Annotated in this window: 20 protein-coding genes; 6 read left to right on the top strand and 14 right to left on the bottom strand. The window is 51.2% G+C overall.

Features of this window, described 5'->3' with window-relative positions:
• The 8 genes from AC1W8Y_RS05525 to urtA all read right to left on the bottom strand — a co-directional run bounded on the left by AC1W8Y_RS05525 (position 1) and on the right by urtA (position 7,708).
• A complete protein-coding gene (locus tag AC1W8Y_RS05525; RefSeq protein WP_482013474.1) occupies positions 1-1,038 on the bottom strand; it encodes an aliphatic amidase in 1,038 nt (345 codons plus the stop codon).
• 75 nt (positions 1,039-1,113) lie between these two features.
• Entirely contained in the window at positions 1,114-1,467 is a 354-nt protein-coding gene (locus AC1W8Y_RS05520) for a zinc ribbon domain-containing protein (protein ID WP_482013473.1), read from the bottom strand.
• Between the two features lie 28 nt (positions 1,468-1,495).
• The gene (gene fmdA, locus AC1W8Y_RS05515; RefSeq protein WP_482013472.1) at positions 1,496-2,725 is read right to left on the bottom strand and encodes a formamidase; all 1,230 of its coding nucleotides are present in this window, start codon (positions 2,723-2,725) and stop codon (positions 1,496-1,498) included.
• 18 nt (positions 2,726-2,743) lie between these two features.
• Complete coding sequence (gene urtE / locus AC1W8Y_RS05510; protein ID WP_482013471.1) at positions 2,744-3,433, bottom strand: urea ABC transporter ATP-binding subunit UrtE; 690 nt, start codon at positions 3,431-3,433, stop codon at positions 2,744-2,746.
• 9 nt (positions 3,434-3,442) lie between these two features.
• A complete protein-coding gene (gene urtD / locus AC1W8Y_RS05505) occupies positions 3,443-4,189 on the bottom strand; it encodes an urea ABC transporter ATP-binding protein UrtD (RefSeq protein ID WP_482013470.1) in 747 nt (248 codons plus the stop codon).
• Positions 4,186-5,418: an urea ABC transporter permease subunit UrtC gene (gene urtC, locus AC1W8Y_RS05500; RefSeq protein WP_482013469.1), complete on the bottom strand. Its 1,233-nt coding sequence runs from the start codon at positions 5,416-5,418 to the stop codon at positions 4,186-4,188. Before urtC ends, urtD begins: the two co-directional genes overlap by 4 nt.
• A 27-nt stretch (positions 5,419-5,445) precedes the next feature.
• A complete protein-coding gene (gene urtB, locus AC1W8Y_RS05495) occupies positions 5,446-6,360 on the bottom strand; it encodes an urea ABC transporter permease subunit UrtB (RefSeq protein WP_482013468.1) in 915 nt (304 codons plus the stop codon).
• Between the two features lie 82 nt (positions 6,361-6,442).
• Positions 6,443-7,708: an urea ABC transporter substrate-binding protein gene (gene urtA, locus AC1W8Y_RS05490; RefSeq protein WP_482013467.1), complete on the bottom strand. Its 1,266-nt coding sequence runs from the start codon at positions 7,706-7,708 to the stop codon at positions 6,443-6,445.
• A 220-nt stretch (positions 7,709-7,928) separates the two neighbouring features.
• On the opposite strand from urtA, the gene AC1W8Y_RS05485 reads away from it, so the two are divergent.
• The 6 genes from AC1W8Y_RS05485 to hppD all read left to right on the top strand — a co-directional run bounded on the left by AC1W8Y_RS05485 (position 7,929) and on the right by hppD (position 15,708).
• Entirely contained in the window at positions 7,929-11,312 is a 3,384-nt protein-coding gene (locus tag AC1W8Y_RS05485) for a hybrid sensor histidine kinase/response regulator (protein WP_482013466.1), read from the top strand.
• Positions 11,305-12,177: a response regulator gene (locus AC1W8Y_RS05480; protein ID WP_482013465.1), complete on the top strand. Its 873-nt coding sequence runs from the start codon at positions 11,305-11,307 to the stop codon at positions 12,175-12,177. The genes AC1W8Y_RS05485 and AC1W8Y_RS05480 overlap by 8 nt, the downstream gene beginning before the upstream one ends.
• Before the next feature lie 97 nt (positions 12,178-12,274).
• Positions 12,275-12,757, top strand: coding sequence for a MarR family winged helix-turn-helix transcriptional regulator (locus AC1W8Y_RS05475; RefSeq protein ID WP_482013508.1), 483 nt, complete (start codon positions 12,275-12,277; stop codon positions 12,755-12,757).
• Between the two features lie 4 nt (positions 12,758-12,761).
• Complete coding sequence (locus AC1W8Y_RS05470) at positions 12,762-13,298, top strand: VOC family protein (protein ID WP_482013464.1); 537 nt, start codon at positions 12,762-12,764, stop codon at positions 13,296-13,298.
• 2 nt (positions 13,299-13,300) lie between these two features.
• Entirely contained in the window at positions 13,301-14,620 is a 1,320-nt protein-coding gene (fahA, locus tag AC1W8Y_RS05465) for a fumarylacetoacetase (protein ID WP_482013507.1), read from the top strand.
• Between the two features lie 11 nt (positions 14,621-14,631).
• The gene (hppD, locus tag AC1W8Y_RS05460; protein ID WP_482013463.1) at positions 14,632-15,708 is read left to right on the top strand and encodes a 4-hydroxyphenylpyruvate dioxygenase; all 1,077 of its coding nucleotides are present in this window, start codon (positions 14,632-14,634) and stop codon (positions 15,706-15,708) included.
• 3 nt (positions 15,709-15,711) lie between these two features.
• On the opposite strand, the gene AC1W8Y_RS05455 is transcribed toward hppD, so the two are convergent.
• From AC1W8Y_RS05455 to AC1W8Y_RS05430, 6 genes are all read right to left on the bottom strand, one after another.
• Positions 15,712-16,446, bottom strand: a complete 735-nt coding sequence (locus AC1W8Y_RS05455) for an ABC transporter ATP-binding protein (protein ID WP_482013462.1) — start codon at positions 16,444-16,446, stop codon at positions 15,712-15,714.
• Complete coding sequence (locus tag AC1W8Y_RS05450) at positions 16,443-17,216, bottom strand: ABC transporter ATP-binding protein (RefSeq protein WP_482013461.1); 774 nt, start codon at positions 17,214-17,216, stop codon at positions 16,443-16,445. The genes AC1W8Y_RS05455 and AC1W8Y_RS05450 overlap by 4 nt, the downstream gene beginning before the upstream one ends.
• Positions 17,206-18,180: a branched-chain amino acid ABC transporter permease gene (locus tag AC1W8Y_RS05445; RefSeq protein WP_482013460.1), complete on the bottom strand. Its 975-nt coding sequence runs from the start codon at positions 18,178-18,180 to the stop codon at positions 17,206-17,208. The genes AC1W8Y_RS05450 and AC1W8Y_RS05445 overlap by 11 nt, the downstream gene beginning before the upstream one ends.
• Positions 18,180-19,037: a branched-chain amino acid ABC transporter permease gene (locus tag AC1W8Y_RS05440; RefSeq protein WP_482013459.1), complete on the bottom strand. Its 858-nt coding sequence runs from the start codon at positions 19,035-19,037 to the stop codon at positions 18,180-18,182. Before AC1W8Y_RS05440 ends, AC1W8Y_RS05445 begins: the two co-directional genes overlap by 1 nt.
• 46 nt (positions 19,038-19,083) lie before the next feature.
• Positions 19,084-20,337: an ABC transporter substrate-binding protein gene (locus tag AC1W8Y_RS05435; RefSeq protein WP_482013458.1), complete on the bottom strand. Its 1,254-nt coding sequence runs from the start codon at positions 20,335-20,337 to the stop codon at positions 19,084-19,086.
• Between the two features lie 104 nt (positions 20,338-20,441).
• The gene (locus AC1W8Y_RS05430) at positions 20,442-21,638 is read right to left on the bottom strand and encodes a porin (RefSeq protein WP_482013457.1); all 1,197 of its coding nucleotides are present in this window, start codon (positions 21,636-21,638) and stop codon (positions 20,442-20,444) included.
• Between the last annotated feature and the right edge of the window lie 50 nt (positions 21,639-21,688).

Raw genomic sequence — 21,688 nt, 5'->3', positions numbered from 1 at the left:
CTAGCGGTGGGCCACAGGTTCGTTCGGAATACCTGGGATTGGGCACTCTTGCGTGCCAACGGTCGATCGAGTAAACGACTCGACCATTTTTCGAGTCCCCTCCGGGTCGCTTATCCATTTTCCGTAGAACTCATAAGGGCAAGCGGCGACCCCGTTGACATCTTCACCTGAGTTGATTTTCCCGGTGTAACCACGATGGACGAGTTTAAACAGGTGATTTTGTGACTGCCCGTTTTTCCGGAAATCTCGGATCAAACCCATGGAGAGTTCAGCGTAATTAATCCCCATTTCTTCTTCGCCGCATTCGCCCAGTGTGCGGCCGTCGAATCCGACGATGGCCGAATGGCCGAAGTAGGAATAGACGCCATCGAAGCCCGCGGCGTTCGCGACGGCGACATAGGTGTTGTTCATCCAAGCCATACACTTTGCGACCATCACTTGCTGTTCTTTCGCGGGATACATGTAGCCTTGGCAACGAACGATGAGCTCGGCGCCGCGCATGGCACAATCTCGCCAGATTTCGGGGTAGTTGCCATCGTCGCAAATGATCAGACTGATCTTCATCCCCTTGGGGCCTTCCGAGACGTAGGTGCAATCGCCTGGATACCAACCTTCGATTGGTGTCCAGGGCATGATTTTTCGATACTTCTGAACAATCTCACCTTCATTATTCATCAAGATGAGGGTGTTGTAGGGCGCTTTGTTTGGATGTTCTTCATGACGTTCTCCCGTCAGTGAAAAGACACCCCAGACATTGGCTTGACGACAAGCTGCCGCAAAAATCTCAGTTTCATCGCCCGGGATCGTGGAGGCCGTCTCATACATTTCTTTGGCATCGTACATGATGCCATGCGTACTATATTCGGGGAAAATAACCAGATCCATGCCCGGCAAACCTTGCTTCATGCCAATTAGCATTTCCCCGATCTTGCGAGCGTTATCCAGTACTTCCGCCTTCGTGTGCAATCGAGGCATCTTATAGTTAACGACGGCGACGCCAACGCAATCCTTACTGCTCGAGATATCTCCGTGTCTCATGCTGATTTTCCTCTAATGATGACGTGATGAATAGTGACAAGTTGAATGTGAATAGCGGCTGATCCCCCGAGCAACTTAATGGCTAATCATCCACGGGCGTTTGCCCACAAATGATTTGTTGCCATTTGCAAAGGTTTGAGTCGTTGCCTTTTTGCCAGTCTTGCAACAGCCACAGCCAGAGGGATGTTTCATCCGGCTGTAACCCCCGTCATAGTCACGCGACATCATCGGCATATGGGCAGCCCGCTCATTGCCTTCAATGGCTTTACGCGAATCGCTATCGAGACGGGCCAGATTGGATCCAAGCACAAAAATGCGCTCAGAGACGCCTCCGCACTCAGGACATTCTGACACTTCATTGCGCAGACTCATCGGTCTGATCGCCTCGAAGTTGCCGCAGGATTTGCATGAATAATCGTAAGTTGGCATGAGGGTCTCCTGGATTCAAAGCAATTGGTTAAAGATCTTGAGACAATGGCATCTCAAAGCCCGGCGTCACCAGCTTTTGTGGTCCGGCCGCAGTCGGATTAATGTCGAAGTCGAAGATGCCAGTCGGCAACCAAAGGGTGGCACATGCGTTCGGTATATCAACGACACCACTGATGTGCCCCTGCACAGGCGCAGTACCCAAGATCGAATAAGCCTGAGCACGCGAATACCCGAACTTGGTCATGTATTCGATGGCGTTCAGGCAAGCTTGGCGATAGGCCACGTTGACGTCCAGATAATGTTGTTTGCCTTGTTCATCAACCGAGATCCCCTCGAAGATCAAGTAATCGTTGTATTGCGGGGTGATCGGGCTAGGCTTGAAAATAGGGTTCTTGATACCATATTTCGCCATGCCGCCTTTGATGAGTTCAACTTTCATGTGTACCCAACCGGCCATTTCGATCGCACCGCAGAAAGTGATCTCGCCATCGCCCTGACTGAAGTGCAAGTCGCCGACTGACAAACCTGCGCCATCCACATACACCGGAAAATAAATCTTTGAACCTCGTGACAAATCTTTGATGTCGCAGTTGCCGCCATGCTCACGCGGCGGAACTGTGCGAGCGCCTTCGTTCTCGATTTTCGCTTTGACATCGCCTGTCGCAGCACCGGCATGTGTGGTTTTAGCGAAGGGTGGGTTGGCTAATGGCGGCACACGATCAGGTTGTGTGGCGATGAAATCCACTTCACGTTCATTCCAGGTATTCAACATTTTTTGATCGGGCAAACATCCGATCAAGCCGGGATGGATGAGACCTGCAAATTTGACATTTGGAATATGGCGACTGCTCGTGAACATCCCATGAAAATCCCAAATGGATTTCTGTGCCAAAGGGAAATGGTCTGTCAGAAAGCCGCCACCGTTCTTTTTGCTGAAGAAGCCGTTAAAACCCCACAGGCTATCGTCTTTGGCACCAATGTCTAACAGATCAACCACCAGTAAGTCACCAGGTTCGGCGCCTTTTACACCGACGGGTCCAGACAAGAAGTGAACGGTGGACAGGTCGATATCACGGACGTCATCGGCACTATCATTGTTTTTAATGAAGCCACCGGTCCAGTCAAAGGTCTCAAGCACAAATTCATCGCCTGGTTTGACCCAACATGCCATGGGGATTTCAGGATGCCAACGATTATGTATTTTTGGATTGTCGTAGGGGGATTGCTTGAGATCAACGGAGATTAGGGTTTCTGGCATGGTGCACCTCAGGTCAAGTTAAACGGAAAGGTACTGCTTGATACGATCAACATCGGTATCGTTGCGCGATGTTTCGTAAACCAACCGGCCACCCTCAATCACAAACAGGCGGTCAGCAACATCCATGGCGAAGCTCAACACTTGTTCTGAGACAATGATGGTGATGCCGCGCATTTTTCGGATTTCGTTCAACGCTTTAGCGATGTCTTTAATAATCGACGGTTGGATGCCTTCGGTTGGTTCATCCAGCAAGAGAACCTTGGGATCGGTCACGAGCGCACGAGCGATCGCCAGTTGTTGCTGCTGACCACCAGAGAGGTTTCCACCCTTGCGCCGACGCATATCCCAAAGCACGGGAAACAAGGCATAAATCTCGTCTGGAATGGTTTTTACCTTCGCGTTCTCGAGCCCTGTCTGAATGTTTTCTTCTACGGTCAGTGTGGGAAAAATCATCCGGCCCTGTGGCACGTAAGCAATCCCTTTGGCAACACGTTGAAAGCTCTCGTCGGTGGTAATGTCGTGGCCGTTAACAGAGACGGCACCACTTTTGGCTGGCAACAAGCCCATCAGGCTTTTAAAGAAGGTTGTTTTGCCCATACCATTGCGACCCATGATCGCAATGGTCTCTTCGGGATTGGCTTCTATAGAAATACCGTGCAGCGCTTCGCTCTGACCGTAGGCAACGAATAGATCTTTGACACTCAACATGCTGCTCTCCTAGTGGCCCAGATAGACTTCAATAACCTGCGAATTGTTCTGAACATCGTCCATTGAGCCTTCAGCCAATATCTTTCCTTGGTGCATGACGGTCACTTTTTGTGCAATTTTCTTGACAAACTCCATGTCGTGTTCGATGACGATCACCGAGCGGTTGTTCGATATTTTTTTCAGAAGTTCGGCGGTAATTTCACGCTCTCGAACACTCATGCCGGCAATTGGTTCGTCAAGCATTAACAGCTCTGGCTCTTGCATCAACAACATGCCAATCTCAAGCCACTGCTTCTGGCCGTGAGATAACAAGCCCGCTTCCGTATTCAGCGTGTCGAGCAATCCAATCTCCTGGGCGACAGATTGAACACGATCGTTGACCTCGCTCGTGCATTTGAAAAACACGGCTCCTAGCACTGATCGTCCCTTCGGAAAGGACACTTCAAGGTTCTGGAAGACAGACAAGTTTTCGTAGATCGACGGCGTCTGAAATTTACGACCAATGCCCCGGCGAACACGAGTGAACTCGGGCAGGGTGGTCATCTCTTCGTTGTGAAACTTGATGCTACCCGCGGTTGCTTTTGTTTTGCCGCAAATCATGTCTAACAACGTTGTTTTACCGGCGCCGTTTGGCCCAATGATGACGCGTAATTCATTCTGGTCGACATAAAGGTTTAAGCTGTCGATGGCTTTAAAGCCATCGAATGACACGGTGAGATCCTCTATCGCCAGCACAAAGTCAGTGTTGCTGCTCATACTGGACTCCTTTCAATGATCAGGCTGGGTGGGGTAGCGGTTGGGTTCGTATCGAGCGAAGCCACGCAAGTTTTGTCAGTGCTCGATGCCTCAGTCTCAAGTGGTGCTTGGTCAAGGGTTTTGAGACGCTGCCTTAAAGCCAACCGCTCGGCATTGCGTTTCTTCCACCAAGGTTTAATCTTCTGATCCCACAGGCCTGCTAATCCCAACGGGAAAGCCATGGTGACACCGATAAACAAGGCGGCCATCAGAAACAACCACAGGTCAGGGAAGCTCTCGGAAAAAAGCGTCTTGGCAGCATTGACCAACAATGAGCCGTAAACGGCCCCTACCAGGCTCATTCGACCACCGACTGCGCATAAGATGACTAGCTCAATCGAAGGCACAATCCCGACGAAAGACGGCGACATGAAACCGACCTGAAGAGCAAAGAAAGCACCACCAATGCCAGACACGCCTGCCGCTAAGCAAAATACCGCGACTTTGAACATGGAGACGTCATAGCCTGAGAAACGCACTCTGTCTTCTTTGTCCTTCATCGCCAGCAAAAGCGTGCCAAACTTGCTTCGCTGCATCCAAGTGCCGATCAACACACAGAATAGTAGGGTGCCAGCACATGCGTAATAAAGAATGATTTTGGCTGAGTCTGTGCGTGTATCCCAACCCGCCATCGTCTTCAAGTCTGTCATGCCGTTCACGCCGCCGGTGTATCCCTGCAGCCCAATGATCAGCGTCATGAGGATCAGAGACACCGCCTGCGTGATGATGGCGAAGTAAACACCACCGACGCGACGCTTGAACATGGCGTAGCTGACGATGAACGCTAACAACACAGGGACAGCCACCACGGCGACAAAGGTAAACGTGAGGCTATGAAATGGCTGCCACCAGATGGGGAGAGCAGTGAGTTGATTCCAGTCCATAAAATCTGGAATGCCTGGTGTGGATTGAATTTTGGTCGTGATAGGATCCGATGCCTCAAGCTTTAGAAACATGGCCATGCAATAGCCCCCTAGACCGAAAAAGACACCTTGGCCGAGGCTCAAGACACCTCCCCAACCCCACAGCATGACCAGACCAATGGCCACGAATGCATACGTTAAATACTTGCCAATCAAATTCAGTCGAAAAATGTCGAAACAAGCGGGGAACACAATGAGCAAGATGCCCGCCAGGATCATGAAGCCGGCTAGACCGGGTTGCTTGAGAAATGTCTTGATAGCAGTCATGGTTGAAATCTCCGTGAGCGACCGGGGTTAGCGCCGAATCTTCGAGGCGAATAAGCCTTGAGGGCGGAACATCAAGACGATGACCACAAAAGAAAGGGTGAATACCTTTGCCATCGAACCAGTCATGAAAAACTCAGTAATGGATTGAATCTGAGCGATACCAAAGGCAGAGGCGGCGGTGCCTAGCAGGCTGGCTGCGCCACCAAACGTAACCACTAAGAAAGAGTCAACGATATACAGTGAGCCCGATGTCGGCCCGGTTGAGCCTATCGTTGTGAAGGCAGCGCCTGCGATCCCGGCGATGCCGCAGCCGATGGCAAACGTGAGTCTGTCTGTTTTTTTGGTGTTGATCCCGACTGCATTGGCCATGGGGCGGTTGCTCACCGTTGCCCTAACTCGCAGGCCCCAGCGGCTTCGGTACATCGCCAGCATGACGAAACCCGTCACCAAGAGCGTTAGCATCATGACGAACATGCCATTGATGGGTATATCAAGGCCTTCGTGCGGCGCCCAAGATCCTAGCAACCAGTCTGGCAGTGTCGGACTCACTTCTTTCGGGCTGATGAACGTGCGAAAACATTGTTGAAGGGCAAGGCTTAAACCCCAAGTCGCCAATAAGGTATCCAAGGGCCTCTTGTATAAATGTCGTATCAGCAACCATTCGGCTAGCCAACCGCCGATGAAAGCGAAAATGAAAGCCGCACCGATTGCAAAGGGAAAATACACGGGCGCCAGAGCGGGGGCATACTTCTCGGTCAGCGTCGATCCAAGGAAAACGGTATAGGCACCGATGGCCATGAACTCACCGTGAGCCATGTTGATAACACCCATTTGCCCGAAGATGATGGCGAGTCCTAGTCCCATGAGCAGCAACACTGCGAAAAGACTGAGACCGGCAAAACCTTGCATCACCGTGATATTGATAATTTCAGAGAGTTCCATGATGCATCCTTGTCTCGCAAAAGCTAAATTGCCTGACTTGAATTGAGATTGGCAAACTATTGCCAATCTCAACACTTAGTCCTTACTGATAACCCTTAGGGAATGGATCAGGTTTGATCAATTCGGGTGATTCGGCGACAACCTTGAACTGCCCGTCGGCCAACATCTGGCCAATACGCGCTTTGCTGAACAAATGGTGGTTATCGTCGATGCGCACGTAGCCTTCAGGTGCGCCCTTAAACTCGATGCCGGTTGAGGCCGTTGCAATCTTATCGACGTCAAAGCTACCGGCTTTTTCGCAGGTGTATTTCCAGAGCCATGGGCCGAGATAGCCTGCTTGAGTGACGTCACCAATCACTGACTTGGCACCATATTTTTCTTTAAATGCAGCAACAAACTTTTTGTTGTTTTCATTGTCCAGAGACTGGAAGTACTTCATGCAAGAATAGAAGCCCTCGGTGTTCTCACCACCAATACCAAGCAACTCATCTTCGGTCACCGAGATCGTGAGCAGCTTTTGTTTGGCTGAGGTGATGCCGGCTGCTTTGAGCTGCTTGTAGAAAGCCACGTTACTGCCGCCTACGACAGCTGCGTAAATCAGATCTGGCTTTGCTGCCTTGATCTTATTGATCAGCGAATTAAAGTTGGTGTTACCAAGTGGGTAGTATTCTTCGCCCACCACTTTTTGATTCAGGTGCTGCTCGATATGTTTGCGGGCGATCTTCATCGATGTGCGTGGCCAGATGTAGTCTGATCCCACGAGAAAATACGACTTAGTGCCAAGGTCTTTCGACGCCCAATCCAGTCCCCACAGAATCTGTTGGGTGGCTTCCTGACCGGTGTAAATGACGTTTTTACTTTGCTCGAGACCTTCATAAAAGGTTGGGTAGTAAAGCATGCCGTTCTCTTTTTCAAAGATAGGCAACACGGCTTTACGTGAGGCTGACGTCCAGCAACCAAACACGGCTGCAGCATGATCGTTGACCAAGAGCTTCTTTGCCTTTTCAGCAAATGTAGGCCAATCAGAGGCGCCATCTTCCTTGATCACTTTGATCTGTCGACCAAGCACACCGCCCATGGCGTTGATCTGGTCGATAGCGAGTTGCTCTGCTTGAATAGAGCCCGTTTCTGAGATTGCCATGGTGCCTGTGGCAGAATGCAACTGACCCACAATGACCTCCGTATCGGTCACCGCTAATTTGGTTGTGTTCACTTGCGACGTCGGTAGTTTCTGGGCACCAGCACGCATGGTTGCCGCGGCCAAGGCTAAACCGACGATACCTTGCAAAACCTGACGGCGATCACTACTGACAGGTAAATCGGACAATTCTGAAGGCTGCTTCTTCATTGGAGGGCTCCTGAGGTTGACAGACGAATAACCGTCTTGCAGTGAATTCTGCGTGATACTCGGGAGAACCCCAATACGTTAATTGACGTACACCGGGCTATCTCGGATAGAAATCCGAGTCATGATCAAAGCCCGATGCTGCCTCGATGATTTCATCAAATTGAGATGCTTGGCATAGTTCGTGCTTGAGTGCTGAGAAGGCTTTACTGAGGTTTAAACGATGACCATTGCGAATCAAAAAATTATTCGCATCCGACGCGACTACAACAGTTGGGTCGCCGACGAGTCGCTCGAGGATTTTGCGCTTCGATATACGCCCGTGTCTTTTCGAAAATGGTCTGAATGGAAGGTCGCGAATACTGCGTTGGGTGGTGTTTCCTTCCTGGCACTTGAGGCCATTGGCGCGGTCATGGCCTTAAATTACGGCTTTGCAAACGCCATGTGGGCTATCGTCGCTGTTGCTCTGGTTGCCGCATTGACTGGGCTCCCGATCAGCTATTTTGCAGCTCGTTACGGGGTAGATATTGATCTTCTCACGCGTGGTGCAGGGTTCGGCTACGTGGGGTCGACTATCACTTCACTGATTTATGCGGCGTTTACATTCATCTTTTTTGCGCTTGAGGCCGCGATTATGGCCCTTGCACTCAAGCTCTACTTAGACTGGCCGATATCGATTTGCTATGTGTTAAGCGCGCTGGTGATTATTCCTCTCGTGCTCAGGGGGATCACCTTGATTTCGCGCTTGCAACTTTGGACTCAGCTCGTTTGGCTAATCTTGCTGGTTTGTCCTTATGTGGCGATCGCTATCAAAGACCCGTCCGCGTTTGTGGAGTTCGTCGGTTTGAGTGGGCGTTTATCGGGTACGAGTGAATTTGGTTGGTTGATGTTCGGATCGGCGTTCACCGTGGCCTGTTCTCTCGTTGTTCAAATTGGTGAACAGGTAGATTATTTAAGATTTCTGCCTGAAAAAACCGCAAAGAACCGTTGCCGCTGGTGGACTGCTGTGCTTTTGGCTGGGCCTGGTTGGATTATCCCGGGGGCTGCAAAAATGGTTGGTGGCGCATTTTTAGCCTTTTTGGTGTTGCAGCAACAGTTATCGCCAGAGTACGCCAGCGAACCCACGAGAATGTACTTGGCCGGTTTCGCTTATGTGTTTCAGGATCCTGCTTGGGTCGTCGCCATCACCGCGCTTTTCGTGATTTTGTCGCAAGTCAAGATCAACGTCACCAATGCCTATGCGGGTTCCCTTGCTTGGTCAAATTTTTTCGCCCGAGTCACCCATAGTCATCCAGGCCGTGTCGTCTGGTTGGTGTTCAACGTGATTATCGCGACCTTGCTCATGACGTTGGGTGTATTTAAGGCACTTGAGCAAGTCTTGGGCTTGTACAGCAACATCGCCATTGCGTGGATTGGTGCGATCGTGGCCGATTTAGTCGTCAATAAACCCTTGGGTTTGTCACCTAAAGGTATCGAGTTCAAACGAGCCCACCTCTATGATATCAATCCGGTCGGGCTCGGTGCCACGCTGATCTCAGCCACCGTTGCGCTGGCGGCTTACGGGGGTATTTTTGGCGATGTCGCTCGTGCGTTTTCTCCCTTTATTGCACTATGCGCATCGTTTTTATTGTCGCCAGTGATTGCCTGGTTAACTCACGGAAAATGGTACCTCGCCAGACGCGCGTCAGATATCTCAACGGGCGGCAAAATTGTTCAATGCAGTGTTTGCGAAAATCACTTTGAAGCCCCTGATATGACGCATTGCCCCGCCTATGGCGCACCCATCTGTTCGCTCTGCTGCACGCTGGACTCGCGCTGCCACGATATGTGTAAAGTCGGTTCTCGAATTGACGAACAGTTTGCTGGTTGGATGACCCACGTGTTGCCCGCCTATATTTCTGATCGGTTTAAATCGCGTGCGGGCAGATTTTTAATTGTCTTTTTATCGCTCGCGTTTGTACTTGCGACCGTGATGGCTATTGCACTCACGCAAGAGGGAAGCGACCAGACGATTCCCTATGCCACTCACCTTGATGCATTTACGAAAATTTTTGTCATGATGATTCTGGTCGTGGCGGTCTGCAGCTGGTGGGTTGTGCTCATCAACGAGAGTCGTCAATTGGCGCAGGATGAATCAAACGCTCAGAGTCGGTTGCTGCAACGAGAGGTGGAAGCCTTGCGCCGAACCGATGCGGCACTGCAAGTGGCGAAGGATGTCGCAGAAAACGCCAATCGAGCCAAAACGCGCTACGTCGCGGGCATGACGCATGAGTTGCGCACACCTCTCAACAGCATTCTTGGTTATCTGCAAATTCTCCTGAAGACAGAATTAAAAGATCGAAAACAGGTTGATGCCCTCAAGACGATACAACGTAGTGGCTTGCACATGGCGTCATTGGTGGATGACTTGTTGGATTTAGCTCACATCGAGTCAGGCAGAATGCGTCTTGAGACCGCAGCAATGCCGCTCAAACTATTGCTCGATGAGATCGTTCATATGATTGAACCTCAGGCTGCCGCACGAGGGTTGAGATTTGAGTATGAGGTGGTGGGTTCTGTGCCTGACTGGGTAAAGGGAGACGCTAAGCGGTTGACGCAGGTGCTTATCAATTTGTTAGGCAATGCAATCAAATTTACCGATCAAGGTAGCGTGACACTTCGGGTTGATGCGCATGCAGAAGTACTTGTGTTTTATGTCATCGATACCGGCGTCGGTGTTGCCCCGCAGGATCAACAACGTATTTTTCTTCCCTTTGAAAGAGGAGGGGCAGCGCGCCGCAGGGGAGAGCCAGGTACTGGCCTTGGCTTGACCATTACGGGCTTGCTGACGTCTATGATGGGCGGCGAATTGTCCATGCAAAGTGTTCAAGATCAAGGTAGTTCATTCTGTGTCAGGCTTTATCTTCCTCAAGTTGATGATCCCGGGCCGTTGGTTCAGTCTGTTGGCCAGATCACGGGCTACGAAGGCCCAAGAATCACCCTGCTGGCAGTTGATGATCAGCCTGATCAAAGACAAATGTTGGCAGCGTTACTGCGACCCTTAGGTTTTACCGTTAACGAAGCGGCCAGTGGCAGCGAGTGTTTAGATAGCTTGCAGATCGATCTGCCCGATGCCATTTTGCTCGACATTTCGATGGATGAAATGGATGGTTGGCAAACAGCTCGAGCAGTAAGAGTCAGAGGTTATCGTGATTTGCCGATTATTTTGGTGTCGGCCAATCTCTTTGATAATCAGATCTCCAAGCTTGAAGAGGCTCAGTGTCACGCCTTTGTCGGCAAACCGGTCCTCGAATCTGAGTTGTTGGGCGTGCTTGGGCGTTTTCTCAAGATCAAGTGGATCAACGTCAGCTTAACGGGGCTGGGGACGACATTACCCCCTGCATCCGAACAGCAACCACTGACGCCCGAGATGATTCCAAGCGAACTCAGTGTGCGACTGTCACCCTTGCTGCATATCGGTCACATGCAAGGCTTATTGAATGAACTTGAACTGTTTCGCACGCAACATTCGGCGCACACGGTGCTGTGCGAGACTTTGCGGTCGATGGTGACAAGGTTTGAGTTTGAATCTTTGATTGAACTGACCAGAACGAGCAGCCATGACTGAAACTGAAATGACCCAACGATCGGTGGTATTGATTGTCGATGATGACCCCCAAAGTTTAGGCATGCTTTATGAGTCACTTGAACAAGCAGGTTACAGCGTCTTGGTAGCTTTGGATGGGCCGACCGCGTTAAGTCGGCTGCAAATGGTGTCTGTTGACGCGGTCTTACTGGACGCCGTGATGCCCGGCTTGTCGGGTTTCGAGACATGCCTACAAATTAAATCGAACCCGATACTGGCGCATTTACCTATTATCTTTATGACAGGGCTGTCCGAGACTCAACATATTGTTCAAGCATTTGAGAGCGGCGGGGTAGACTACGTCGTCAAGCCCGTTCGTATCGAAGAGGTGTTAGCGAGATTGCAAACCCATATTCGTAACGCGAAAGAAGTCAGGCTTGCTCGAGAGGCTGTTGATATTGCCGGGTTTGGCGTCATTGTCATTGATGCTCAAGGTCGGGTGGCTTGGCAGTCCCCACAGGCCAAACAGTGGTTGCCGCGCGCGGTGCCTCCTCGGCAATGGATGGCGCTCATGGCAGCAGACGGGCCTCACGCCTGTTTGCCTGACTATCCAGAGCTATCTTTAAGAAACCTTGGACTAGTCGGGCTTGGTGAGACCATGCTACTCATCGCCAAGCGAGACCTACCATCCGGGGATGCAACCCGTTTGCAAAACGCGTCCTTAACACCTCGAGAGAGTGAGGTGTTGTCCTGGCTTGCGAAAGGAAAGACCAACCGGGATATTGCCGATATTCTTGGCATGAGCCCGCGAACGGTCAATAAACATCTAGAGCATATTTTTGACAAGCTGGGTGTTGAGACCCGAACGGCAGCGGCAGCAATAGGCGCTCATTTATCAAAAGAGTAGCGCCTCAATGGTGTTTTGGTTGATGGCAGAGTTATGCGTTCAAAATTAGTTGCGTGCGCAACTAAATTTGTTTATATTATGCTGGTACTAAATCATGTTGAGACCTATGCCTAACGACCACTATCAGCTAAGTAGGGCGCTGACTTATCGGCTGCATCGATTGCATAAGCTCAGCGATCTGGAAAGTCAGCGCTCATATCCTGAGGCGACAGGCCTTTCTCTCAGCGACGGGCGGTGCTTGGGTGCAATTGGTGCTTTTGGGCCATTATCGATTAGCGATTTGGCGAACCGGGCGAACTTAAACAAAGGTCAAGCTAGTCGAGCAGCACAGGCGCTGGTCGATCAGGGTCTCGTGGCTAAGCATACTAACGGGCTGGATGGTCGTGGGGTGAGCTTAAGCCTGACGCCTGCTGGCAAGAAGGTTTGGCTAAAAACGGTAGCGATGATTGAGCGGCGCAATCAAGAAGTGTTTGGTTGCTTATCACTGAAAGAGTCAGAGACGCTTGGCCGGTTACTCGACAAGCTGCTCAGACATACAGAACAGGGAATGACGCTCGGTGATAGTAAAAAAAGGGGATGACAACATGCAGACACAAGGGGTGCATCACGTGGCTTATCGCTGCAAGGATGCTAAAGAGACAGTAGCATGGTACCAACAGCATCTGGGGATGAAGTTCGTTCTGGCGATCGCAGAAAATCAAGTGCCTTCAACCAAAGCCCCTGATCCGTATATGCATGTGTTTCTGGATGCGGGTGGGGGCAATATTCTGGCATTTTTCGAATTGCCCACTCAGCCGCCGATGGATCGGGATCACAACACGCCCGGGTGGGTGCAACACCTCGCGTTTAAGGTCGAATCTTATCAAGCATTGGTTGAGGCAAAAGCCAGCCTCGAGTCGAACGGCGTTCAGGTGCTTGGCCCCATTGAACACACGATTTTTAAAAGTATTTATTTTTTCGATCCCAATGGCCATCGTCTTGAGCTCGCTTACGACTGTGGGACGGCGGCCATGTATCAACAGCTTGATGAGGTGAAGTGGGCGATGCTAGAAGAATGGGCGGCAACCAAAAAGGCGCCCATGCACGCAGCATGGATGCACGACGGCAGCAGGGGGGGGTGACCATGCACACCATTAATCAAACACACGACATCGCGCTAAAGAGTTGGGTCGACAGCGCAAACATCCCAGAAAACGATTTCCCTATTCAAAATCTGCCGTTTGCAAACTTTCGGAGAAAGTCCACCCACGAAACTTTTAGAATTGGCGTTGCCATTGGCGATCAGCTTGTTGATCTCGCCGCTTTAGCAGACACGACCCTGTGTTCAGGTCTTGCGCAAGAGGCGCTGCTGGCAGGCAGTCATGACGGTCTTAATGCATTAATGCGACTGGGCCATCACGCCTGGTCTGCGCTGCGCTCAGCGCTTTCTGACATGCTCGCCCAAGGATATCGCAACCAACAAGTCGTACAGCGCTGCTTGGTGCCACAGACCATGGTTGAATACGCGGTGGCTGCGAGCATTGGTGACTACACTGATTTTTACACGTCGATTGAACATGCAACGAACGTCGGTAAACTATTTCGACCCGACAATCCGTTACTGCCTAATTACAAGTGGTTGCCTATTGGCTATCACGGTCGCGCCTCAAGTGTCGTGGTGTCAGGTAAGAATTTCCACCGGCCGCTGGGTCAAACGTTAAGCCCTGGTCAGCAGATACCCAGTCTTTCCACGTGTGGGCGGCTCGATTTTGAGCTTGAATTGGGGATCTATATTGGTACGGGTAACGTCTGGGGTCACGCGATCCCGCTTGACGAAGCAGAACAACACATTTTTGGCCTCTGTCTGCTCAATGATTGGTCGGCCCGAGACATCCAAGCATGGGAGTATCAGCCACTTGGGCCGTTTTTGGCGAAAAGTTTTTGCACCTCAGTGTCGCCCTGGGTCGTGACGCTTGAGGCGCTGGCGCCTTACCGCACGTCCTTGCCACGCCCGTCGACAGATCCTCAACCGTTGTCGTATTTGAAGTCAGATCACAACACGCAACTGGGTTCGTTCGACATTGAGCTGGCAGTGCAACTGCAAACAGAGCAGATGAGAAAAACAGGCATCGAACCCTGTGTGGTGACGCAGTCTAACTATCGATATGCGTATTGGACAGCCGCTCAACTCGTGACTCATCACACTGTGAACGGCTGCAATCTGCGAGGCGGTGACTTGTTTGGCACAGGGACATTATCAGGCCCCAACGCAGGTGAAGCTGGCGCGCTCATTGAACTCACCGCGGGTGGTCAAACGCCCCTTGTTTTACCGAGTGGTGAAAGAAGAACCTTTCTCGAGGATGGGGATGCAGTCACGCTGCGCGGAGGGTGCAAACGGGAGGGCTTTGCACGCATTGGTTTTGGTGAATGTGTTGCGCAAGTATTGCCAGCAATCGTTGCTTAAAAGGGATAAATATGTCTGATCTTTTTGAAAATCCAATGGGTTTGTGTGGCTTCGAATTTGTCGAGTTCGCCTCGCCTGAATCGGACAAACTTGAGCGTGTCTTTGAGTTGATGGGATTCTCGTTAGTCGCTAAACACCGTTCAAAAGATGTTGTCTTGTATCGGCAAGGTGACATCAACTTTATTGTCAATCGCGATCCTAAAAGTCTTGCGGGGTACTTTTCAGCCGAGCATGGTAGTTCGGCATGTGCGCTGGCGTTTCGTGTCCGTGACGCTCATCATGCTTACGCGAGAGCCCTTGAACTGGGGGCTCAGCCGATTGAAATCCCGACAGGTCCCATGGAGCTCAGGCTACCAGCGGTTAAGGGGATTGGCGGCGCACCACTCTATCTGATTGATCGGTTTGAGGATGGCAAAAGCATTTACGACATTGACTTCGAGTTTCTGCCTGATGTCGATAGACATCCCCGAGGGCACGGATTTAAAGTGATCGATCACCTGACCCACAACGTGTATCGTGGTCGGATGAGCTTTTGGGCGAGTTTTTACGAAAAAATCTTCAATTTCCGAGAGATTCGCTATTTTGACATCAAGGGTGAATACACGGGGCTGACCAGTAAGGCGATGACGGCCCCCGACGGCATGATTAGAATCCCCCTTAACGAAGAGTCGAGCCGGGGCGGTGGTGGTCAGATCGAAGAGTTTTTAATGAAGTTCAACGGCGAGGGGATTCAGCACATCGCACTGCGCTGCGATAACTTGATCGAAAGCGTCGATGCCTTGCGAAGAGCAGGGATACCGTTGATGACGGCTCCGCCACAAACTTACTACGATATGTTGTCTGAGCGGTTACCTGGTCACGGTGAGCCGGTGGCTGAGCTTCAAGCACGAGGGATCTTGCTTGACGGTTCAACGGCGCAAGGTGATCCAAGACTGTTATTGCAGATTTTTTCAGAGGCTTTGCTGGGCCCCGTCTTTTTTGAATTCATTCAGCGCAAGAAAGATGAAGGGTTCGGCGAAGGAAACTTCAAAGCGCTGTTCGATTCCATGGAAAGAGATCAGCTAAGACGAGGGACGTTGACCGTCTAGCGGCTAGCCATGATCGACTTGACCTAGATAGATACGTCGGACTTGTTGATTGTCAGCCAATTCTTGCGCAGGCCCGTGCAACACGGTTTTGCCTGTCTGAAGCACATAAGCGTAATCGGATACCTCCAACGCCAGTTGCACGGATTGTTCGGCGATCAACAACGTCAAACCGCCTTGATTGAGCAAGGTCAGTGTCTCGTACATAGACTCAACGATCGCTGGTGCCAGGCCTAGGCTGGGTTCATCGAGTAACAAAATTTTGGGTTTACTCATCAGCGCACGTCCGACTGCGAGCATCTGACGTTCACCACCGGATAGCGTGCCCGAGCGTTGTTTACGACGCTCTTTCAATCGCGGGAAGAAAGAGAAAACTTGATCCAGTAGGTCAGCGATGTGCCTTTTCTCACTCAGTGCAGTGGTGCCGAGCATCAAGTTTTGCTCAACGGTCTGCTGGGTGAACAGGTGCCACCCTTCTGGGGCTAATGCCACGCCCTTGCCAACGATTGAGTAAGCAGGCTGGCCAGCGATGTTCTCACCAGACCAGTGGATGGATCCCGTGCTGGGTTTAACCAAACCAGCGATAGCGTTTAAAGTGGTCGTTTTTCCAGCGCCATTTGACCCAAGTAAGGCAACAATACTGCCGGGCTGTACTGTAATTGAAACGTCTTGCACGCCCACAAGATCACCATAGCGAACTTCAAGATGGCTGACCTCTAACATCTGTAAGCTGTTGTTCATAGGCCTTGCTCATCAGCAGATAGACGAGAAGCGTGAGTGCTTGGTGATTTGTTTCTCACTAACGAGCGTCCAAGATAGGCTTCAATGACCGCTTGATTATTCATGACATCGGAAGGCGCGCCACTGGCGATGACATGGCCTTGGTTAAACACCGTGACTCGTTGAGTTAATGTCAAAATGACTTCCATGATGTGCTCAACGATGACCAACGTGATACCTGATTCATGAATTTGTTGAACCAGTTCAATGGCTTTCTGTACTTCGACAGGGGTTAGTCCGGCCAGCGCTTCATCAAGCAACATGATCTCAGGATCGGTGGCCAGAACTCGCGCGATTTCCAGGCGTTTGCGCCCCGGGGTGCCCAAACTTTTTGCTTTTTGCTTTGCAAGATCAGTGAGTCCGGTTGTTTTCAAAATCCCGTGGGCAACTTCACGCGCATCGTTGACGCGAGGGTGTCTGAGAAAAGCCCCCACCATGACGTTTTCAAGGATCGTCATATCCTCAAAGGTTGCAGGTACCTGAAATGTTCGTCCAATACCGAGCTTGGCATGTGCCTCGGGCGATTTCATGGTGACTTCTTGATTGTTCAACCAGATCCGGCCGCCACTGGGAACTAAGTCGCCAACGAGACAATTGAAGAATGTTGATTTTCCCGCCCCGTTCGGCCCAATCAGCCCAATAATTTCACCTTTCTCAACGGCGATAGACGCCTTCGCGACGGCCTGGAAGCCACCAAAGGTCATATTCACGTTTTCCGCTTTAAGCAGCATCGCGATGACCCTCGCGTTTGAGGTGACGCCGTTCTTGAAAACGTTCCCAAATTTCAAGTAACCCACCGGGTTCGAAGCGGGCAATGAGCATGATGATGCCACCGTAAAGAATATAGGTGAAACCGGTGCCACTGCCCCCAAACAGGCTATTGGTTTCAGATTGCAGCGGGATCAGGATAATTGCGCCCAACAGCGGCCCTAATAGTCGACCCGCACCGCCCAACGCTGCAACAATGACCATGTTGACCGAGACCAGGATACCGAGTCCACTTGCAGGGTCAATAAAACCAAATTTTGCGGCATATAGCGAACCTGCCAAAGATGTAAAGGTCGCGCTCAGCATAAAGATGTAGAGTTTGTAGCGGCTGACGGGGACGCCTAAACTGCGGGCCGCTCGTTCTCCGGCCTTAATGGCGCGAAGGTAATAGCCAAAGCGGCTGCGCTCGATCATCAATGTCAAACCTAGCAAGAGGGCTAGCACGCCGAGAAACATGTAGTAGTAGGGGATCGAACTGCGAAAGACCAGATCAGTCCAGTCGCGTGCAATGGCAGGGCCTGTCAGGCCAACCGAGGCGCCCAGAAAATCCCAGTTTCCCACGACGATACGCACCAGCTCTGCGACCGCGATGGTAGCCATGCTGAAATAGTGACCACTTAGTCTAAAGGTCGGAATGCCAATCAAGATCGCGATGACAATACTGATCAGAATGCCAATCGGAAAACCAAACAGAGGGCTGACGCCCCAGAGTTTGTAACAAAGCAACGGCATGTAGGCGCCTGCGCCAAAAAAGACAGCGTTACCGACAGATACTTGACCAGCGTAGCCTCCAATCAGATTCCACGCAGAGGCAGAGATAGCAGCAAGTAGTACCAGTGAACCGAGTTGTTCATAGTAAGGGTTGTTAAAACTGATCGGGAACCCGATCAACACGACAGCCAGCGCAATCCAACCGATACGTTTCATCAAGATTTTCCCATCAGTCCGCGCGGACGAACCCACAACACCAACACGAACAGGGCGTACACCGCCACATCCTGATACACCGGGCCCAAATAAAAGGCTGACAAGGATTCAATCAACCCAATCAACAACCCGGCAAACATCGCGCCCGGTACGCTGCCAAAACCACCGAAGGTGACGACGACAAAGGCGATTAAACCCAAGGATTCGCCAACCGTCGCAGAGATTGGGTAGAACGTGGCAATCAGAGCCCCTGCGATCCCTGCGCTAGCGCCCGATAAGCCCCATGCGATAGCTTGCATTCTGTCCGGTTTGATGCCCATCAGCATGGCCGCGTTGCGATTTTCTGCGACGGCAAGAATACGGCTGCCAAGCATGGTGCGGGTGAGCAGCAAATGCATCGCGATCGTGATGAGCAAGGCGACAATGCCTGCGATCAATTTCGGTGCACTCAAGAGGATTCCGCCGACGTTGTAGCTTGATCCCAGGATGTCCTCAGGCAAACCGACAAAATTCGATCCAAACGCCCAAAAAGCGGTGTATCTCAGCACCAACACCAAGCCGAAGGTTGAAAGAATCTGCCCGAGCATTGGGCCGCGCATGACGTGCCTGATGAGATAAAAGTACACCAGCACGCCAAGCACAAAAAGTAAAATGGCGGCAGCAAGTCCAAAGCTTGCCACACCAAAGTGCAAGAGCGTGAAAGACCAAAACGCAACGTACATGCCGAGCATGACAAACTCGCCGTGTGCAAAGTTGATGACATTCATCATCCCCCACACCAAGGTCAATCCCGACGAAAAAAGGGCATACACCGACCCGATTAACAGGCCGGCGACGATCACCTGAACAAGCACCATAAGACGTTACCCTTCTTGTATCAGGTCAGGCGTGCGACGTTGTGATTTAGTTCCAGCCCTTGTAGGGATAGACTAATGGCTTCTCAGCACCGCGTTTGGGCCAGATTGAATAATACTTATCGCCAGTCAGTTGGATGATGTAGGTTGCCGCCAAGGTGTTTTGACCTTTTTCGTCAAACTTGACACCCTTGTAGCCCATCACCATTTGCTCAGCTTTCATGTCAGTTTTTTGCAAAGCTGCTTGAATGGCCTCTGGCTTTGTAGATCCCGCACGGTTGATCGCATCGGCCATGACCCAGAATGCCTGCATATCACGACCACTGGTGTCATCCATATCTTGACCGGTCTTTGCCTTAAACATCTCATTGATGCGCCAGGTTACGCTGTCCTTGGGGCCAGTCGTCCATGCGCTGCGATTGACAACCCCTTGTGCCAAGGGTGCGGCCGCTTTAATAAAAGCCGAGTCCGAAAAGCCCGAATCATCACCGATGAGCAATGGTGGGAGGTAATCCAGACTTTTCATGGTTTTAACGTACAGAATGGCATCTGACGTATAGGAAATGAAAATAATGACATCAGGGCGCTTCTCTTTCAACTGCAACACTTGAGCCGAGACGTCAGCGCCGTTTGCGTTGTAAGGGATCGTTGCGGTCACATTAAAGCCATGTTTGACAGCAACGTCTTTGATGCTACCCGAGACAGAGACACCGTAGTCGGTGTTTTCATAAACGAGCGCAATGTTGTTCGCTGGATGACCATCTTTCTTAAAGTCCTCGAGGTATTCCATGTAAGCATTGGCAAAGTCCGTTGCGACTGGGGTGGTGCGAAAGGTCCATTTGAAGCCCCTCTCGGTAATATTGGTCGCCACGCTATCGCCAATGACAATGGGTGTCATATTGCGCTCGGCAATTGCAGTGGCTGTCACCGCCACCGAAGATTGGTAGACGCCGACGATACCCGCGACTTTCTCCTGTGTGATCAATCGTAGGGCTTGCGCTTGGCCTTCACTGGGATTGCCCTGGTGATCGGCCGTGACCAGTTTGATCTTTGCACCGCCTAGGTTAGGTAATCCTTTACCAGCGCCGAGTGGCAACGTCTCGAACCCAGGTTGTGGATTGTTGATAATGTCGGCCGCGATTTCGATCGCGGCAACCGCGGATTTGCCCGCATTTGCCGAGTTACCTGACAACGGAAACATCACACCGATCTTCACGTCATCAGCAGCGAAACTAGTGGTTGATACCATGCCCAGCGAAAGCACTGCTGCCGAAACAAAGCTGAATGTTTTAAACATGTTCATGGGGTCGGTCTCCTGTTGTCGCTTGAGTATAGCTGCGGGTGAACTGATTCGTCGGCTAGGGTTTCCCCTGCAAAGAGAACTAGCGGTCGAGTAACAAACTGGCGTTAAAACCGGTGGCGCAAGCCGCTCACCAAGAGATAACTGTTGACACCACTGACAAAGCCAGCGTTCGTTGCATAAGACGTTGCCGCGTAGAGGTCGGTTCGTTTGGATAGGTCGTATTGATATCCAACGCTATAGATGTTTTGGCTCGACACACCTGCTGCCGCATTGCTCGACCCCGTATTATGGGCTTGTGTCCACGACGTAAAGATTTTCGACGCTGCGCCGAGAGGGAAGGTAGCCCCCAGCATAACAGCGTTGTAGCGCATATCTGGATCAAACATGATCGACCCTTGTCCACCCCCCCAAGAGACACCATCAACACTTGCCTTGCCGTTGCTGGTTGCTGATATGGCTTGGTTGTTGATCGTCCCCCCCGCGTTTTGCCCAAAGGCAAAGGATAGGACCATCCAGTCGATCTCATATTTGCCGCCCAAAATCCATTCTCGGATATTTCCCGGGCGAGACAAGGCATCTGGTACCTGGGCACTTGCGTCAGGCATGACCTGATCAAAACTAGCCGCGAGCACCAGTGGCCCACTGGTGTAATTCATCCCCAGGGTGATGAGCCGAGTGTTGTTCATCGTGTTGAAGTTGTAGTCAGCAGCGGTCGCGCTGATCGCGGTTACACCGTTGTAATAGGTGGTGTTCATTTGTGGTGCGAACGAGTAACCTGCCCCGACTTTTAATCCATGGATGGGTTCGACCATCACTTTGAGCAAATTACTATATTTCGTGTTTGAGTTTGACGACCCGAATGCCATCGCCATCCTTGCTTGGCCAAAGCCGCCACGAAAGGGGTCGATTGGTAAAAAATTCTCAAGCGCAAAACTGCTTTGACGGCCGAATCTGACGTAACCCAGATCTTGTTTGGTGGCACCTATCCAAGATTGCAATCCAAAGATTCTGCCGCCTGAGAGCAGTGCACCGTCGTTGGTTTCAAAGCTGCTCTCGAGGGTGAAGTTGACGCTATAACCAGCACCTAAATCCTCGGCACCACGCATCCCCCACCTGGACGTCGTCTGTGAGCCACTGGATAAACCGGCTCGCGCGGCGCTATAGGTGCTGTTGCCACTGATATTTTGGTAAAGCAAACCTGAATCGATGATGCCATATAAAGTCACCCCTGATTCTGCGTGGCTGGCACTGATCAAGAGTAGCGCAACAGCGAAGGCAAATTGTTTTTTAATCATGGCCATAGAAGGTTGAGCCAGCGGTTGTCCGAGCAGCAATTTCAGCGCTGCAGCGG

This window comes from Jezberella sp. (assembly GCF_964834465.1).
Note: the sequence above shows the minus strand (reverse complement) of the source record. Positions and strands in the feature narration are given on the sequence as shown.

Excerpts from the sequence above, each read along its gene's own strand:
- urtA (WP_482013467.1), bottom strand. The coding sequence starts at position 7,708 with ATGAAGAAGCAGCCTTCAGAATTGTCCGATTTACCTGTCAGTAGTGAT.
- AC1W8Y_RS05435 (WP_482013458.1), bottom strand. The coding sequence starts at position 20,337 with ATGAACATGTTTAAAACATTCAGCTTTGTTTCGGCAGCAGTGCTTTCG.
- AC1W8Y_RS05455 (WP_482013462.1), bottom strand. The coding sequence starts at position 16,446 with ATGAACAACAGCTTACAGATGTTAGAGGTCAGCCATCTTGAAGTTCGC.
- AC1W8Y_RS05480 (WP_482013465.1), top strand. The coding sequence starts at position 11,305 with ATGACTGAAACTGAAATGACCCAACGATCGGTGGTATTGATTGTCGAT.
- urtB (WP_482013468.1), bottom strand. The coding sequence starts at position 6,360 with ATGGAACTCTCTGAAATTATCAATATCACGGTGATGCAAGGTTTTGCC.
- AC1W8Y_RS05470 (WP_482013464.1), top strand. The coding sequence starts at position 12,762 with ATGCAGACACAAGGGGTGCATCACGTGGCTTATCGCTGCAAGGATGCT.
- AC1W8Y_RS05450 (WP_482013461.1), bottom strand. The coding sequence starts at position 17,216 with ATGCTGCTTAAAGCGGAAAACGTGAATATGACCTTTGGTGGCTTCCAG.
- hppD (WP_482013463.1), top strand. The coding sequence starts at position 14,632 with ATGTCTGATCTTTTTGAAAATCCAATGGGTTTGTGTGGCTTCGAATTT.
- fahA (WP_482013507.1), top strand. The coding sequence starts at position 13,301 with ATGCACACCATTAATCAAACACACGACATCGCGCTAAAGAGTTGGGTC.
- AC1W8Y_RS05485 (WP_482013466.1), top strand. The coding sequence starts at position 7,929 with ATGACCATTGCGAATCAAAAAATTATTCGCATCCGACGCGACTACAAC.
- AC1W8Y_RS05520 (WP_482013473.1), bottom strand. The coding sequence starts at position 1,467 with ATGCCAACTTACGATTATTCATGCAAATCCTGCGGCAACTTCGAGGCG.
- AC1W8Y_RS05445 (WP_482013460.1), bottom strand. The coding sequence starts at position 18,180 with ATGAAACGTATCGGTTGGATTGCGCTGGCTGTCGTGTTGATCGGGTTC.
- urtE (WP_482013471.1), bottom strand. The coding sequence starts at position 3,433 with ATGTTGAGTGTCAAAGATCTATTCGTTGCCTACGGTCAGAGCGAAGCG.
- urtC (WP_482013469.1), bottom strand. The coding sequence starts at position 5,418 with ATGACTGCTATCAAGACATTTCTCAAGCAACCCGGTCTAGCCGGCTTC.
- AC1W8Y_RS05440 (WP_482013459.1), bottom strand. The coding sequence starts at position 19,037 with ATGGTGCTTGTTCAGGTGATCGTCGCCGGCCTGTTAATCGGGTCGGTG.
- AC1W8Y_RS05525 (WP_482013474.1), bottom strand. The coding sequence starts at position 1,038 with ATGAGACACGGAGATATCTCGAGCAGTAAGGATTGCGTTGGCGTCGCC.
- fmdA (WP_482013472.1), bottom strand. The coding sequence starts at position 2,725 with ATGCCAGAAACCCTAATCTCCGTTGATCTCAAGCAATCCCCCTACGAC.
- urtD (WP_482013470.1), bottom strand. The coding sequence starts at position 4,189 with ATGAGCAGCAACACTGACTTTGTGCTGGCGATAGAGGATCTCACCGTG.
- AC1W8Y_RS05430 (WP_482013457.1), bottom strand. The coding sequence starts at position 21,638 with ATGGCCATGATTAAAAAACAATTTGCCTTCGCTGTTGCGCTACTCTTG.